The sequence below is a fragment of the Streptomyces sp. NPDC047974 genome, from assembly GCF_040653375.1.
Lineage (GTDB): Bacteria > Actinomycetota > Actinomycetes > Streptomycetales > Streptomycetaceae > Streptomyces.
This window is the reverse complement of sequence record NZ_JBEZNU010000003.1, coordinates 156,516-172,239: the sequence shown is the minus strand read 5'-3', so window position 1 is coordinate 172,239 and position 15,724 is coordinate 156,516. Positions and strand designations below refer to the sequence as shown.

Sequence of the window (15,724 nt, the reverse complement as noted above, 5' to 3'; positions counted from 1 at the left end):
TCTCTACGGCCTCCGCCGCGGGTCGGGGCGGGTACGACCGGTCAGGACTGCTGGTGCAGTCCGAGATTCTCGTAGATCTCGAGCGTCGCGGTGGAGCTGTTGAGCGTGATGAAGTGCAGTCCGGGGACACCCTCGGCCAGCAGGCGCGCGCAGAACTCCGTCGCGAACTCGATACCGATGGAGCGTACAGCGGCGGGGTCGTCCTTGACCGCGAGGATGCGTTCTTTCACATCCGGGGGGAAGGCGGCGTTGCTGAGCTGGGGCAGCCGGTCGAGCGTCTTCACGTTCACGACGGGCATGACCTCGGGGATGATCGGGGTCTCGCAGCCGGCCTTCTCGACGCTGTCGCGCAGCCGCAGGTAGTTCTCGGGGTCGAAGAACATCTGGGTGACCGCGTAGTCGGCGCCGGCCCGGCACTTGTCGACGAAGTGGCGGACGTCGGTGTCCCAGTCCGCGGACCGGGGGTGCATCTCGGGGAAGGCGGCGACGCCGACGCAGAAGTCGCCGGACTCCTTGATGAGCCGGACCAGGTCGGCGGCGTACCGCACGCCCTCGGGGTGCTCGACCCAGTCGCCCAGCGGGTCGCCCGGCGGGTCGCCGCGGAGCGCCAGCATGTTGCGGATGCCGGCGTCGGCGTACTGCCCGAGGACGTTGCGCAGCTCGGCGACGGAGTGGTCGACGGCGGTGAGGTGGGCGACCGGGGTGAGGGTGGTGTCCGAGGCGATCTTCTGGGTGGCCTTGACGGTGCCGCCGCGGGTGGAGCCGCCGGCGCCGTAGGTCACGGAGACGAAGCTGGGGCCGACGGCCTCGACGCGGCGCATGGCGTTCCAGAGGACCTGCTCGCCCTTGGCCGTCCGGGGCGCGTAGAACTCGAAGGAGTACGACGTCCCGGCGGAGAGGATCTCGCGGACCGTGCGGGCGCGGTCCGTACGGACGGAAGCGGTTCCAAGGGCCATATGGGCAGGTTAGACGGGGGTCGGCGAGCCGCGGTATCCGCGTCCGAGGAGTGGACACCTTTTCGGACAGCGGTACGAGGCCCGCCGCGGCGGCCCGCCGGGCGGATCCCGCCGGGGCGGACCGTCGGCGTCAGGCGCCGGCCCGCTCCCGGACGCGCTTGGCGAGGGAGGCGGCGGCCGCGGCCGGGTCGTCGGCCTCGGTGAGCGCGCGGACCACGACGATGCGGCGGGCGCCGGCGTCGAGGACCTGGTCGAGGTTGGTCTCGTCGATGCCGCCGATGGCGAACCAGGGGCGGTCCTGGGCGAGGCCCGCCGCGTACCGCACCAGGTCGAGGCCGGGGGCGTACCGCCCGGGCTTGGTGGGGGTGGGCCAGCAGGGGCCGGTGCAGAAGTAGTCGACGCCGGGTTCGGCGGCGGCCGCGGCGACCTCGGACTCGGCGTGGCAGGAGCGGCCGATCAGCACCCGGTCGCCGAGGATGGCGCGGGCGGCGGGGACGGGCAGGTCGCCCTGGCCGAGGTGGAGGACGTCGGCGCCGATGGCGTGGGCGACGTCGGCCCGGTCGTTCACGGCGAGGAGCTTGCCGTGGCGGCGGCAGGCCTCGGCGAGGACGGCGAGGTGCTCCAGCTCCTCGCCGGCCTCCATGCCCTTGTCGCGGAGCTGCACGATGTCGACGCCGGAGGAGAGCACGGCGTCGAGGAAGGCGGGCAGGTCGCCCTGGCGCTTCCGGGCGTCGGTGCACAGGTAGAGCCGGGCGTCGGCGAGCTGCTCACGAGGTGTGGGCATGGTGGTTCCCCCCGTCGGGTGGCGCCGGTGCCGCGGCGCGGGGGCTGCGGCACCGGCGGTGGTGGTTCGGTGTCCGGAAGCCGGTGTCCCGGGCTCCGGGGTGTCTCGGACCCGGCGTCCCGACGCCGGGTCCCCGGGCTCCGGAGTCACGGACTCGGGCGCCTCGGGCTTCGGTGGGTCAGACGGCGAGCGCCTGGGCGCGGCGCTTCACCTCCGTACCGCGATTCTCGCCGAGGGCCTGCGCGGGCGTGCCGGGCAGGCTCGGGTCCTCGGTGAAGAGCCACTCCAGCATCTCCTCGTCGGAGAAGCCGTCGTCCCTCAGGAGCGTCAGGGTGCCGGCGAGGCCCTTGACGACCTTGTCGCCCTGGATGAAGGCGGCGGGCACCTGGAGCGCGTTGTTCTCCCCGCGGCGCACGGCGATCAGCTGGCCCTCCTTCACCAGCTGCCGCACCCGCGTCACCTCGACGTCGAGCATCTCCGCGATGTCGGGGAGGTAGAGCCAGGCGGGGACGAGAGCATCGATGTTTGCGTCAATCTCGGTCACGGGACAAGCCTGCCATCCGGGACCGACAGTCGGTAGTCGGGCCCGCCCCGGCCGCCGCCGTCCGGGTTGTCAGCGGACGGCGGACTTGAGCGGCACGGCCGGGTCGGCGGCCCGCTCGGGGTCGACGGGGGTGCCGGACTCGATGAGCTTGCGGCCCTGGGCGAGGTCGCGGGGGCGGCCGACGGCGAGGAGGGCGACCGGGACCCCTTCGCGCAGCCAGAGCACCGCCCAGGAGGCGCCGGACGCGTCCCCGCGCCGCACGAGAGTGTCGGCGCCGGTGTGGTGGCCGGCGTACTGGACGAAGCGGCCGAACTGCTCGGACCAGAAGTACGGGACGGGGTCGTACGGCTCCGGGGCGGCGCCGTCGGCTCCGGTGAGGTCGGCGGCGACCGTGCGGGGGCCCTGGAGGGCGTTGTCCCAGTGGTGGACGAGGAGCCGCTCCCCGTAGCGGGCGGAGGGGAAGGAGGCGCAGTCGCCGACCGCGTACACGTCGGGCAGGGAGGTGCGCAGCCGCTCGTCGGCGGTGACGGCGCCGCCGGCGTCGAGGGCGATGCCGGAGCCCGCGAGCCAGTCGGTGGCGGGGCGGGCGCCGATGCCGACGACGACGGCGTCGGCGGGGAGTTCGCGGCCGTCGGCGAGGACGACGGCGCCGGGGCGGACGGTGGCCACGCGCGCGTGGGTGAGGAGTTCGGCGCCGCTCTCGGCGTACCAGCCGGCCATGGCGGTGGTGACCTCGTCGGGCAGGGCGCCGGCGAGCGGGAGGGGGGCGGCCTCGACGACGGTGACGGTGCAGCCGGCCTCGCGGGCGGCGGTGGCGAACTCGGCGCCGATCCAGCCGGCGCCGACCACGACGACGGAGCCGCCGCCGGCCAGGACGGGGCCGAGGCGGACGGCGTCGTCGAGGGTGCGCAGCAGGTGGACGCCGGGGACGCCCTCGGTGCCCGGGAGGGTGAGCGGGTGGGCGCCGGTGGCGAGGACGAGGGCGTCGTACGGGACGGGGCCCGCCTCGGTGTCGAGTTCGCGGTCGGCGGGGCGCAGTCCGGTGACGTCGAGGCCGAGGCGGAGGTCGACGCCGAGCGACTCGAAGTCGACGTCGAAGGCCGAGTGCTCGGCCTTTCCGAGGAGGACCGCCTTGGAGAGCGGGGGCCGGTCGTAGGGCTGGTGGGGTTCGGCGCCGATGAGGGTGACGGGGCCCTCGAAGCCCTGCTCTCGCAGGGCGACGGCGGTCTGTACGCCCGCCATGCCCGCGCCGACGATCACCACGTGCCGCTGGGTCTGCTTCTGCTCGCTCACCCGTCCACCATACGCATCTGACGGATCGTCAGACAGGAGGCCCCCTGTGGAGCTCCGCCGACGGGGGCTAGGGTGGCGGGCACACACCACTCGCGGGAGCCCGGACGCACCGGGCTGAGAGGGAGGCTGACCGGCCTCCGACCGTACGAACCTGATCCGGGTCATGCCGGCGAAGGGAGGGGCGGGAACGCCCATGCGTTCTTCCGAAGGAACAGAAGACCGTCAGGTCACCGACGTCCTCGTGATCGGCGGTGGCGTCATCGGACTCGTCACGGCCTGGCGGGCGGCCCAGCGCGGACTGACCGTCGCGGTGGTCGACCCCGACCCGGGCGGCGGCGCCGCCCGGGTCGCGGCCGGCATGCTCGCCGCCGTCACCGAACTGCACTACGGCGAGGAGACCCTCCTCGGGCTCAACCTCGCCTCCGCCGCACGCTACCCGGCCTTCACGGCCGAGCTGGAGGAGGCCACCGGCCTCGACGTCGGCTACCGCGCCTGCGGCACCCTCGCCGTGGCCCTCGACGCCGACGACCGCGCCCACCTGCGCGAACTGCACGCCCTCCAGACCCGCTGCGGACTCGACTCCGAGTGGCTCAGCGGCCGCGAGTGCCGCCGCCTCGAACCCATGCTGGCGCCCGGGGTGCGCGGCGGGCTCCGGGTGGACGGCGACCACCAGGTCGACCCGCGCCGGCTGGCCGCCGCACTGCTCACCGCCTGCGAGCGGGCGGGAGTGGTCTTCCACCGGGCGCTCGCCGAGCGGCTCACGGTGGCGGGCGACCGGGCGACCGGAGCCGTCCTGCGCGACGGCACGGCGCTCTCCGCCGACCGGACCGTCCTCGCCGCCGGCAGCCTCAGCGGCCGGCTCGCGGGCGTGCCGCCGTCGGTGCTGCCGCCGGTCCGCCCGGTGAAGGGCCAGGTCCTGCGGCTGCGGATCCCCGCCCCGTACGCCCCCTTCCTCTCCCGCACCGTGCGGGCGGTGGTCCGCGGCAGCCACGTCTACCTGGTCCCGCGCGAGAACGGCGAGCTGGTCGTCGGCGCCACCAGCGAGGAGCTGGGCTGGGACACCACGGTGACCGCCGGCGGGGTGTACGAGCTGCTCCGCGACGCCCACGAGCTGGTCCCCGGCCTCACCGAGCTGCCGCTCACCGAGACCCTCGCCGGACTGCGCCCCGGCTCCCCCGACAACGCCCCGATGCTCGGCCCGACCGCCCTGCCCGGCCTCGACCTGGCCACCGGCCACTACCGCAACGGGATCCTCCTCACCCCCGTCACCGGCGACGTCATGGCGGAGGTGCTCACCACCGGCGCCCTGCCCGACGAGGCGCGCCCCTTCTCCCCCCGCCGCTTCCCCACCGCTCTCTCCGCACGTCAGGAGCAGCCCGCATGAACGTGTCCGTGAACGGCGAGCCCCGCGTGCTCGCCGCCCCCGTCTCCCTGGAGGCCCTGGTCACCGGCCTCACCGCCGCCCCGTCCGGGGTCGCCGCCGCCGTCAACGAGACGGTGGTGCCGCGCGGCGAGTGGGCGGCGACGCTGCTCGCCGACGGCGACCGGGTCGAGGTCCTCACCGCGGTGCAGGGGGGCTGAGCGCGATGTCCGACGACGTGTTCGCCCTCGGCGGTACGGAGTTCTCCTCCCGGCTCATCATGGGCACCGGCGGCGCCCCCAGCCTGGACGTCCTCGAACGCTCCCTGGTGGCGAGCGGCACCGAGCTCACCACGGTCGCCATGCGCCGCCTCGACCCCACCGTGCAGGGCTCGGTCCTCTCCGTCCTCGACCGGCTCGGCATCCGCGTCCTGCCGAACACGGCGGGCTGCTACACGGCCGGCGAGGCCGTCCTCACGGCCCGGCTGGCCCGGGAGGCCCTCGGCACGGACTGGATCAAGCTGGAGGTGGTCGCCGACGAGCGGACCCTCCTCCCCGACGGGGTGGAGCTCCTCGACGCCGCCGAGACCCTGGTGGACGACGGCTTCACCGTCCTCCCCTACACCAACGACGACCCGGTCCTGGCCCGGAAGCTGGAGGACGTGGGCTGCGCGGCGATCATGCCGCTCGGCTCCCCCATCGGCTCCGGCCTCGGCATCCGCAACCCGCACAACTTCGAGCTGATCGTGGAGCGGGCCGGGGTGCCGGTGATCCTCGACGCCGGCGCGGGCACCGCCTCGGACGCGGCGCTCGCGATGGAGCTGGGGTGCGCGGCGGTGATGCTCGCCTCGGCCGTGACCCGGGCCCAGGAGCCGGTCCTGATGGCCTCGGCGATGCGCCACGCGGTCGAGGCGGGCCGCCTCGCGCACCGCGCGGGCCGCATCCCCCGCCGCCACTTCGCGGAGGCCTCCTCGCCGACGGAGGGCCTGGCCCGGCTGGACCCGGAGCGCCCCGCCTTCTGAGCCCGCCCCCGGACCCCGGCCCGGAGCGGGGTACGTCACAAGCGTGCTGCGGTCGGGGCCGGGGGGCGGGGCGGGTCCGTACCGGCTCGTAGACTCGACGCCGTGGACACGACCCTTCAGGACCCCCTCGTCGGGCGGCTGCTCGACGGCCGCTACCGCGTCGACGCGCGCATCGCCGTCGGCGGGATGGCCACGGTCTACCGGGCCCTCGACACCCGCCTCGACCGCGTCCTCGCGCTCAAGGTGATGCACCCCTCCCTGGCCGCCGACGCGGCCTTCGTCGAACGGTTCATCCGCGAGGCGAAGTCCGTCGCCCGCCTCGCGCACCCGAACGTGGTCGCCGTCTTCGACCAGGGCGCCGAGGGCGCGTACGTCTACCTGGCGATGGAGTACGTCTCCGGCTGCACCCTCCGGGACGTGCTCCGCGAGCGCGGCGCCCTCCAGCCCCGCGCCGCCCTGGACATCCTGGAGCCGGTCCTCGCCGCGCTGGGCGCCGCGCACCGGGCCGGGTTCGTGCACCGGGACATGAAGCCGGAGAACGTCCTGATAGGGGACGACGGCCGGGTCAAGGTCGCCGACTTCGGGCTCGTCCGCTCGGTCGGCTCGGCGACCGCCACCACCGGCGCGGTCCTCGGCACCGTCTCGTACCTCGCCCCCGAGCAGATCGAGCACGGCACCGCCGACACCCGTGCCGACGTGTACGCCTGCGGCGTCGTCCTGTACGAGATGCTGACGGGCGGCAAGCCGCACTCCGGCGACACCCCCGCCCAGGTCCTGTACCGGCATCTGAACACCGACGTGCCGGCCCCGTCCGCCGCCGTCCCCGGACTGCCCCTCGAACTCGACGAGCTGGTCGCCGCCGCGACCGCCCGCAACCCCGAGGTCCGGCCGCCCGACGCCGTGGCGCTGCTCGCCCTGCTCCGGGAGGCGCGGGCCGCGCTCACCGACGAGCAGCTGGACGCGCTGCCGCCGCAGGCCAGGACCGAGCAGCGGGACACCGGCGAGGACCGCACCAGCGTGATCGCCCGCCCGGTGCCCGCGCCGGAGGCCACCGACCCGCACGCCGTGCAGCACACCAGCCGCCTCGCCACGCCCGAGCCCCCGGCGGCCGGGCGCCGCCGCGCTCCCCGCCTCCCGGCGCCGCGCGGCCCGCTCCTGATCGTCCTCGGCGTGCTGCTCGCCCTGGGCATCGGCGGTGGCGTCTGGTACATCAACGCCGGCCAGTTCACCCGCGTCCCCGCCGTCCTCGGCCAGACCGAGCAGGCGGCGGGCGAGCGTCTCGCCGACGCCGGCCTGGAGCTGGGCACGACGAGGCGCGCCTTCAGCGACGTGTACGAGCGCGGCACCGTCATGGCCGTCGACCCGGCGCCCGGCGAGCGGGTCCGCAGCCACGCCACCGTCACGCTCACCCTCTCCCGGGGCCCGGAGATCGTGAAGGTCCCCAACCTCAAGAACAAGCCGCTCGACGAGGCCAGGCGGATCCTCACCGAGCAGGGCCTCGCGCCCGGCGTGGTCACCTCCGCCTTCAGCACGACCGTCGCCCAGGGCGCGGTGATCGCCTCCGACCCGGAGCCGGGCACCGAGCGGGCCCCGGACTCGGCCGTGGCGCTGGTGGTCAGCAAGGGCGCCCCGATCGACGTCCCGGACGTGACCGGCGAGACCGTCGCCGACGCCACCGCCACCCTCCAGGAGGCCGGCCTCAAGGTCTCCGTCGCGCCGGAGCGCGTCCACTCCCCCGAGGACGCCGGATCGGTCGCCGCCCAGTCCCTCGCCGAGGGCAGCCGGGCCGCGAAGGGCGACGCGGTCACCCTGACCGTCTCCAAGGGGCCGCGCCCGGTCGAGGTGCCGGACGTCGTCGGCCTGTCGACCGACGAGGCCCGCGAGAAGCTGGAGACAGCGGGCTTCGAGGTGAAGGTGGAGAAGAGCTTCCCCTTCCTCGGCGACGAGGTCACGGGCCAGTCCGTCGAGGGCGGGCTGACCGCCCCGGAGGGCTCCACCGTCGCCATCACGATCAAGGGAATCTGAGAGAACCATGCGCAACCCCGTCGGCGGCCACGTCCCCGTGGCCGGCGGTCTCGCCACGACCGGCCTCGGCTACGCCCGCGAGCTGGGCGCCGAGACCGTCCAGGTCTTCGTCGCCAACCCGCGCGGCTGGGCCACCCCGGCCGGAAACCCCGCCCAGGACGAGCGGTTCCGGGAGGAGTGCGCCGAGGAGTCGATCTCGGCCTGGGTGCACGCCCCCTATCTGATCAACTTCGGCTCCCACACCGAGGCCACCGTCGAGAAGTCCGCGGAGTCGCTGCGGCACTCGCTGCGGCGCGGCCGGGAGATCGGCGCGAAGGGCGTGGTCGTGCACACCGGCTCGGCGACCGGAGGCCGCCCGCGGGCGGAGGCGCTGGCGCAGGTGCGGGAGCGGATGCTGCCGCTGCTCGACGAGCTGACCCACGAGGACGACCCGTACCTCCTCCTGGAGTCCACGGCCGGCCAGGGCTTCTCGCTCTGCTCCAAGGCGGAGGACTTCGGCCCGTACTTCGACGCCCTCGACCACCACCCCCGGCTCGGGATCTGCCTCGACACCTGTCACATCTTCGCGGCCGGCCACGACCTGACCGCGCCGGGCGGGGCCGTGGACACCCTGGACGAGCTGGTCGCCACGGTCGGCGAGGGCCGGCTCCGGCTGATCCACGCCAACGACTCCAAGGACGTCGTCGGCGCCCACAAGGACCGGCACGCCAACATCGGCGTCGGCCACATCGGCGAGGAGGCGTTCCGGCAGCTGCTGCGGCACCCGGCCACCGACGGCGTGCCGCTGATCATCGAGACCCCGGGCGGCAAGGAAGGCCACGTCGCCGACATCGAGCTGCTGAAGAAGCTCCGAGGATGATCGACTTCTGATCGTTTTCGATTGAGCAATACCCCAAGGGGGTATACGGTTCCTGGAGGAAGCAGGAGCCGCTACCCGAGGTGGGGGGACCCTCATGGAGCACGAAACGCACGACCACCACGCCGGGCACGACCACCACGGTGGCCATGACCACCACTCCGGGCACGACCACCACTCCGGCCATGACCACCACTCCGGTCACGGCGGCGGGGGGACGGCGTCCTGGGGGATGGCGGCGAAGGCCACCCTCCACTGCCTCACCGGCTGCGCCATCGGCGAGGTCCTCGGCATGATCATCGGCACCGCGCTCGGCTGGGGCAACGCACCGACCATGGTCCTCGCGATCGCCCTCGCGTTCTTCTTCGGCTACGCGCTCACGCTGCGCGGCGTCCTCGCCGCCGGCCTGGACTTCGCGTCCGCCTTCAAGGTCGCGCTCGCCGCCGATACACTCTCCATCCTCGTGATGGAGATCGTCGACAACGGCGTGCTGCTGCTGGTCCCGGGCGCCATGGACGCCCACCTGGACGACGCCCTCTTCTGGGGCGCGCTCGCCTTCGCCTTCCTCGTCGCCTTCCTGGTCACCACGCCGGTGAACAAGTGGCTGATCGGACGCGGCAAGGGCCACGCGGTGGTCCACCAGTACCACCACTGACGGAGCCGTCCGCGACGGCCCGGGGCCGCTACAGCTCCGGACCGTCGCCCGGTTCCTCCTGGTACGAGTAGCGCTGCTCGGTCCACGGGTCGCCGATGTTGTGGTAGCCGCGCTCCTCCCAGAAGCCCCGGCGGTCGGCCGTCATGTACTCCACGCCCCGGACCCACTTGGGGCCCTTCCACGCGTACAGGTGCGGCACGACGAGCCGCAGCGGGAAGCCGTGCTCGGCGGTGAGCAGCTCGCCGTCCTTGTGGGTGGCGAAGATGGTGCCCTCGGCGGCGAAGTCGGCGAGCCGCATGTTGGCGCTGTAGCCGTACTCGGCCCAGACCATCACATGGGTGACGTGCGGCGCGGGCGGCGCCAGCTCCAGGACCGTACGGGCGGCGACCCCGCCCCATTCCGCGCCGAGCATGCTGAACTTGGTGACGCAGTGCAGATCGGCGACGACCGTGGAGAACGGCAGGGCCGAGAACTCCTCGTGGTTCCAGCAGCGCTTGTCGCCGTCGGCGGTCGCGCCGAAGACGCGGAACTCCCAGCGCTCCGGCTTGAACTTGGGCACGGGCCCGTAATGGGTGACCGGCCAGCCGCGCTGGAGCCGCTGCCCCGGCGGAAGCTCGGGCGACATCTCCGGCATCCCCACGTCCCGGTGTACCCCGCTCTCCGGCTGAACCATGTCCTCCATGGTGACAGACGGCGAGGGGTGGTCATGACCAGCCACCCACCCGGACGCATCCATTCGGGCAAGTCCTACTAAGCCTGCACTTACTGGACGACCCCCATTCGGAGTGCGAGGATGCGGCCATCCTGCCCTGTGAGGGGCCGGCCACATTCCGTGATGGAAGGAACCTGGAGCGATGCAGGGCGACCCCGAGGTCCTGGAATTTCTGAACGAGCAGCTCACCGGCGAGCTCACGGCGATCAACCAGTACTGGCTGCACTACCGCATCCAGGACAACAAGGGCTGGACGAAACTCGCGAAGTACACCCGCGAGGAGTCCATCGACGAGATGAAGCACGCGGACAAGCTGACCGAGCGCATCCTGATGCTCGACGGCCTGCCCAACTACCAGCGGCTCTTCCACGTACGCGTCGGCCAGACCGTCACCGAGATGTTCCAGGCGGACCGCCAGGTCGAGGTGGAGGCGATCGACCGCCTCAAGCGGGGCATCGAGGTCATGCGCGCCAAGGGCGACATCACCTCGGCCAACCTCTTCGAGGAGATCCTCGCGGACGAGGAGCACCACATCGACTACCTGGACACCCAGCTGGAGCTGATCGAGTCGCTGGGCGAGGCGCTCTACCTCTCGACGCTCATCGAGCAGCCGAGCTAGCCGATCCGGCTAGGCGGCCTCGGACAGGTCGGAGGCCTCCGGCGCGAGGGCCGGCCGGCCCTGGTCGAGGAGCTCACGGCGCGGGCAGTTCCCCCGCCCGAGGATGGCCTGGATGCGCCGGACGCACGAACCGCAGTCCGTGCCGGCCTTGCAGGCGGAGGCGATCTGGCGGGGCGTGCAGGCGCCGGCCTCCGCGTGCTCCTTGACCTGCTTCTCCGTGACACCGAAGCATGAGCAGACGTACACGCGGATCACCTCCCGCCGAGATCGATTAGGCTAACCTAACCTTACCCGGCGAGCGGGGAGCCCAAAAGCCCTGGTGACGACGATGGGGCGCGGATCACAAGGATCCGCGCCCCATCGTCGTACGAAGCTACTTACTGATCGCGGTACATCTCGGCCACGAGGAACGCGAGGTCGAGCGACTGGCTCCGGTTGAGGCGCGGGTCGCAGGCCGTCTCGTAGCGCTGATGCAGGTCGTCGACGAAGATCTCGTCGCCGCCGCCCACGCACTCGGTGACGTCGTCACCGGTGAGCTCGACGTGGATGCCGCCCGGGTGGGTGCCCAGCGCCTTGTGGACCTCGAAGAAGCCCTTGACCTCGTCGAGCACGTCGTCGAAGCGGCGGGTCTTGTGGCCCGAGGCCGCCTCGAAGGTGTTGCCGTGCATCGGGTCGGTCACCCAGGCGACGGTGGCGCCCGAGGCGGTGACCTTCTCGACCAGCTCGGGGAGCTTGTCCCGGACCTTGTCGGCGCCCATGCGGACGATGAAGGTCAGCCGGCCCGGCTCGCGGTCCGGGTCGAGGCGCTCGATGTACGTCAGCGCCTCCTCCGGGGAGGTCGTCGGGCCCAGCTTGATGCCGATCGGGTTCGCGATCTGCGCGGCGAACTCGATGTGGGCGTGGTCCAGCTGGCGGGTGCGCTCACCGATCCAGACCATGTGGCCGGAGGTGTCGTACAGCTTGCCGGTGCGGGAGTCGGTGCGCGTGAGGGCGCCCTCGTAGTCGAGGAGCAGCGCCTCGTGCGAGGCGTAGAACTCCACCGCCTTGAACTCGGCCGGGTCGGTGCCGCAGGCCTTCATGAAGTTCAGCGCGTTGTCGATCTCGCGCGCCAGCTGCTCGTAGCGCTGGCCGGAGGGGGACGACTTCACGAAGTCCTGGTTCCAGGCGTGCACCTGGCGCAGGTCGGCGTAGCCGCCGGTGGTGAAGGCGCGGACCAGGTTGAGCGTGGAGGCGGAGGCGTTGTACATCCGCTTGAGGCGCTCGGGGTCCGGGACGCGGGCCTGCTCGTTGAAGTCGAAGCCGTTGACGGAGTCGCCCCGGTAGGTGGGGAGCGTCACGCCGTCGCGGGTCTCGGTGCCCTTGGAGCGGGGCTTGGAGTACTGCCCGGCGATGCGGCCCACCTTCACGACGGGCACGGAGGCCGCGTACGTCAGGACGGCGCTCATCTGGAGCAGGGTCTTCAGCTTGGCCCGGATGTGGTCGGCCGACACCGCGTCGAACGCCTCGGCGCAGTCGCCGCCCTGGAGGAGGAACGCCTCGCCACGGGCGACGGCTCCCATCCGGGCGCGCAGCTGGTCGCACTCGCCGGCGAAGACGAGCGGAGGATACGACTCGAGGTCCGCGATCACATCGCGCAGAGCCTCGGCATCGGGGTACTCGGGCTGCTGCGCCGCGGGCAGGTCTCGCCAGGTCGCCTTGGCGACGGCGTGGGATTCAGCGTTCACGGTCACACGGACCACAGTACGGGGTTCTTCGTCCTGTCCTGTCCCCTGCCCAGTGGCTGAGACGCGCGCCCCGGATGTCCGGACGCGATCTTCACGCCATCGAGTGGTGTTACCCTCACCCGCGTTTAGCAAACGAGCAAACCTGTTCGCCAAGTACATAGCTGACACACAGGGGTGGGCGTGACCCAGAGGCATCGCAGGGATCGCAAGAAGAAACGACTCTTGTACGGAGCGGCGGCGGCGGTCGTCGCGACCGCCACGATCGGCACCCTCGCGGTCGCCTCGCCGAGCCTCCTCGGCGCGACCGACGACGCGAAGCCCGGCGGCACCCCCTCCCTCCAGGAGCAGTTCGCCGCGGCGGCGGAGGAGTTCGACGTACCGCAGAGCGTGCTGATGGCGGTGTCGTACCGCCAGACGCGGTGGGAGTCCCACGACGGGCAGCCGAGCGTCACCGGCGACTACAACGTCATGGGCCTGACGAAGGTCGACCCCGAGGACCTGGAGGACTCGGACGAGCACATCGAGCACCTCGTCAACGGCACCGGCGACCCGTCGCTCGACAAGAAGATCGACAAGAAGGCGCTGCTCGCGCCGCTGCCGAAGCAGGACGTCGACACCGACGACCCGAAGCTGCACACCCTGGACAAGGCCGCCGAGCTGATCGACACCTCGACGGAGACCGTCGAGAACGACCCGGGCGCCTCCATCCGGGCGGGAGCGGCGCTGCTCGCCGAGTACCAGAAGCAGGCGGGCGCCGAGCTGTCGGAGGAGCCGGGCGACTGGTACCCCGCCGTGGCCCGCTACAGCCAGTCCTCCGACCGCAAGGGCGCGGACCAGTTCGCGAAGCGTGTCTTCGAGTCGATCAAGACGGGCGAGAGGGAGACCACCACCGACGGGGAGCAGGTCGTCCTCGCGGCCGACCCGACCGTCCAGCCCGTCAAGCCTTCGAACGTGCCGCTGGCGGCGTCGTTCGCCGCGACGGCGGCGGTCACCCCCGAGTGCCCGTCCGGCCTGGTCTGCACCTACGACTCGGCCGCGTACGTCGAGGACCTGGGCAACTACAACATCGCGACCCGTGTCCCGTACGGTGAAGGCCCCTTCGACATCCGCCAGATCGTGATCCACGACGTCGAGGGAACCCTCGCCGGTGCCGTGAGCACCTTCAAGGACCCGAAGCGTTGGGCCAGTGCCCACTACATCGTGGACGCGACCGGCAAGGTCACCCAGATGGTCGAGACCAAGAACGAGGCGTTCCACGCCGGCAACAAGACCGTCAACATGCACTCGGTCGGCGTCGAGCACGAGGGCTACGCCATCAAGGGCGGCAGCAACTGGTACAAGGAGTCGCAGTACGACACCACCGCGGAGCTGGTGAAGTACCTGGCGACCAAGTACAAGGTGCCGCTGACCCGCGAGCACATCATCGGTCACGACGAGGTGCCCGGCGTGGCCGATCCCCTCGCCGGGGGCGTGCACTGGGATCCGGGTCCGTTCTGGGACTGGAACCACTTCATGACCAAGCTCGGCGCCCCGATCGGCGCGGGCGGCGCGGGCGGTCTGCTCCAGGCCGGTCAGACGGTCCGGGTGGTCCCGCCGTTCACCTCGGCGAACCAGCCCCCGCTGACGTACACGGAGGAGGACAGCAGCGGCAACGTGACGCGGAAGACCGCGCCCGCGCAGCCCGCGAACTTCGGCTACCTCTACACCCAGCCGAACGCGTCGTCCGAAACGATCAAGGACCCGTACATCTCCGGGGCCGTGTGGAACAGCGGCGACAACTGGGGCAACAAGGTCGTCGCGGGCGGTCAGTACGTCGTCGCCGCCACCGCCACCAACTGGACCGCCATCTGGTACGGCGGCCAGAAGGCCTGGTTCTACAACCCCGGCGGCCAGTACACGTCGCTGGTGAGCACGGCCAAGACGGTGGTGAAGCCGGCCGGCACGACGGCGGTCAAGGTCTACGGTCGCGCCTACCCCGCTCGTGAGGACTACACGGGTACGGGCGTCCCCATCCAGGACGACCAGTACGGCCGGTTCAAGAACGAGGACCCGCTGACCAAGTACACGATCCCGGCGGGCCAGGCGTACGTCGCCGCGGGCGCCGAGGTCGCCGGCGACTACTACTACAGCGTGTACAACCAGGACGGCATCCGCGTCCACGGGACCACCAGGTTCATCCCCATCCACTACAACCACCGCATCGCGTGGGTGCAGTCCAAGGACGTCCAGGTGGTCAACGCCGCTCCGGCCGTCTCCACCACCAACCGCCACAACGTCATCGCCCGTGACGCCGCCGGTGTCCTCTGGCAGTACCAGGGCTCCGGCAGCGCGACCGCGCCGTTCCTGACCAAGTACCGGGTCGGGGCCGGGTGGCAGGTGTACAACGCCATCACGCCGATGACGACGCTGCGGGCCGACGGGACCGGGGACGCGGTCGCGCGGGACAAGGACGGCGTGCTCTGGTACTACCAGGGCTCCGGCAACCCGAACGCGCTGTTCAAGACCCGGCTCCGCACCGGTGGCGGGTGGCAGGTCTACAACAAGATCCTCGGCATCGGGGACATGAACGCCGACGGCAAGGCCGACCTGATCGCCCGCGACGCGGCCGGCATGCTGTGGTTCTACAAGGGCTCCGGCGACCCGCTGAAGCCCTTCGCGCCCAAGTCCTCGGTCGGCGGCGGCTGGCAGACGTACAACGAGATCGTCAGCACCGGTGACGTCACCGGCGACGGCAAGCCCGACCTGATCGGCCGGGACAAGACCGGCGTGCTGTGGTTCTACAAGGGCACCGGCGACCCGCTGAAGCCCTACGCGCAGCGCGTCCAGGTCGGCGGCGGCTGGCAGGCGTACAACCTGATGGTCGGCCCCGGCGACCTGAACAAGGACGGCAAGGCCGACCTGATCGCCCGTGACGCCTCCGGCGTGCTGTGGTTCTACAAGAACACCGGCGGCTACCCCAACCCCTACGCCCCCAAGGCGCAGGTCGGCGGCGGCTGGCAGGCGTTCAACCTGATCGTCTGATCCGGTCGAGCCCCGCGGACGGGGCCCGTGCCACGCCTCCCGAGGTGTGGGACGGGCCCCGTTCCCGTGTCCGCCTGGGTTACAGTGCTCGCATGTACGCGCCTTCGCACCAGAACTGGTGGTGGACCGTCCCTCCGGCGGCCCACTGACTGCG

16 protein-coding genes and 1 riboswitch are annotated in these 15,724 nt (G+C 72.1%); of the genes, 9 read left to right on the top strand and 7 right to left on the bottom strand.

The annotated features are described in order from the left end of the window. Positions 1 to 41 precede the first annotated feature (41 nt). The 4 genes from metF to AB0E19_RS06515 all read right to left on the bottom strand — a co-directional run bounded on the left by metF (position 42) and on the right by AB0E19_RS06515 (position 3,577). Entirely contained in the window at positions 42 to 956 is a 915-nt protein-coding gene (gene metF, locus AB0E19_RS06530) for a methylenetetrahydrofolate reductase [NAD(P)H] (protein WP_362174254.1), read from the bottom strand. Between the two features lie 130 nt (positions 957 to 1,086). Then, positions 1,087 to 1,740, bottom strand: a complete 654-nt coding sequence (gene thiE, locus AB0E19_RS06525) for a thiamine phosphate synthase (protein WP_362174251.1) — start codon at positions 1,738 to 1,740, stop codon at positions 1,087 to 1,089. Between the two features lie 178 nt (positions 1,741 to 1,918). Then, positions 1,919 to 2,284 (bottom strand): Rv2175c family DNA-binding protein, encoded by a 366-nt coding sequence (locus AB0E19_RS06520; protein WP_189945140.1) that lies wholly within the window; start codon positions 2,282 to 2,284, stop codon positions 1,919 to 1,921. A gap of 69 nt (positions 2,285 to 2,353) precedes the next feature. Next, on the bottom strand, positions 2,354 to 3,577 hold the full coding sequence (locus tag AB0E19_RS06515) for an FAD-dependent oxidoreductase (RefSeq protein ID WP_362174246.1): 1,224 nt from the start codon (positions 3,575 to 3,577) through the stop codon (positions 2,354 to 2,356). Between the two features lie 82 nt (positions 3,578 to 3,659). Further along, positions 3,660 to 3,773, top strand: a riboswitch (TPP riboswitch). Here AB0E19_RS06515 and thiO point away from each other — a divergent pair. From thiO to AB0E19_RS06485, 6 genes are all read left to right on the top strand, one after another. After that, complete coding sequence (thiO, locus tag AB0E19_RS06510) at positions 3,771 to 4,961, top strand: glycine oxidase ThiO (protein ID WP_362174243.1); 1,191 nt, start codon at positions 3,771 to 3,773, stop codon at positions 4,959 to 4,961. Its footprint overlaps the riboswitch before it by 3 nt. Then, positions 4,958 to 5,158, top strand: coding sequence for a sulfur carrier protein ThiS (thiS, locus tag AB0E19_RS06505; RefSeq protein ID WP_362174240.1), 201 nt, complete (start codon positions 4,958 to 4,960; stop codon positions 5,156 to 5,158). The genes thiO and thiS overlap by 4 nt, the downstream gene beginning before the upstream one ends. A gap of 5 nt (positions 5,159 to 5,163) precedes the next feature. After that, complete coding sequence (locus tag AB0E19_RS06500; protein WP_360600349.1) at positions 5,164 to 5,958, top strand: thiazole synthase; 795 nt, start codon at positions 5,164 to 5,166, stop codon at positions 5,956 to 5,958. 102 nt (positions 5,959 to 6,060) lie between these two features. Continuing rightward, on the top strand, positions 6,061 to 7,983 hold the full coding sequence (gene pknB / locus AB0E19_RS06495) for a Stk1 family PASTA domain-containing Ser/Thr kinase (protein ID WP_362174236.1): 1,923 nt from the start codon (positions 6,061 to 6,063) through the stop codon (positions 7,981 to 7,983). Positions 7,984 to 7,990: 7 nt separating this feature from the next. Continuing rightward, positions 7,991 to 8,842, top strand: coding sequence for a deoxyribonuclease IV (locus tag AB0E19_RS06490; RefSeq protein WP_362174233.1), 852 nt, complete (start codon positions 7,991 to 7,993; stop codon positions 8,840 to 8,842). Positions 8,843 to 8,936: 94 nt separating this feature from the next. Further along, complete coding sequence (locus AB0E19_RS06485; RefSeq protein ID WP_362174230.1) at positions 8,937 to 9,494, top strand: DUF4396 domain-containing protein; 558 nt, start codon at positions 8,937 to 8,939, stop codon at positions 9,492 to 9,494. Positions 9,495 to 9,522: 28 nt separating this feature from the next. Here the strand turns inward: AB0E19_RS06485 and AB0E19_RS06480 are convergent, their stop codons facing one another. Beyond that, entirely contained in the window at positions 9,523 to 10,167 is a 645-nt protein-coding gene (locus AB0E19_RS06480; RefSeq protein WP_362174227.1) for a sulfite oxidase-like oxidoreductase, read from the bottom strand. Between the two features lie 181 nt (positions 10,168 to 10,348). Here AB0E19_RS06480 and bfr point away from each other — a divergent pair, with 181 nt between their 5' ends. Further along, positions 10,349 to 10,825, top strand: a complete 477-nt coding sequence (bfr, locus tag AB0E19_RS06475) for a bacterioferritin (protein WP_030493020.1) — start codon at positions 10,349 to 10,351, stop codon at positions 10,823 to 10,825. 9 nt (positions 10,826 to 10,834) lie between these two features. Here bfr and AB0E19_RS06470 read toward each other — a convergent pair whose 3' ends face one another. After that, the gene (locus AB0E19_RS06470) at positions 10,835 to 11,080 is read right to left on the bottom strand and encodes a (2Fe-2S)-binding protein (protein ID WP_362174223.1); all 246 of its coding nucleotides are present in this window, start codon (positions 11,078 to 11,080) and stop codon (positions 10,835 to 10,837) included. Between the two features lie 122 nt (positions 11,081 to 11,202). Further along, a complete protein-coding gene (locus AB0E19_RS06465) occupies positions 11,203 to 12,549 on the bottom strand; it encodes a class II 3-deoxy-7-phosphoheptulonate synthase (protein WP_362174894.1) in 1,347 nt (448 codons plus the stop codon). 222 nt (positions 12,550 to 12,771) lie between these two features. Between AB0E19_RS06465 and AB0E19_RS06460 the strand changes: the two genes are divergently transcribed. Continuing rightward, entirely contained in the window at positions 12,772 to 15,570 is a 2,799-nt protein-coding gene (locus AB0E19_RS06460) for an N-acetylmuramoyl-L-alanine amidase (protein ID WP_362174220.1), read from the top strand. Between the two features lie 92 nt (positions 15,571 to 15,662). Then, positions 15,663 to 15,719, top strand: coding sequence for a trp operon leader peptide (locus AB0E19_RS06455; RefSeq protein WP_362174892.1), 57 nt, complete (start codon positions 15,663 to 15,665; stop codon positions 15,717 to 15,719). Positions 15,720 to 15,724: the final 5 nt, after the last annotated feature.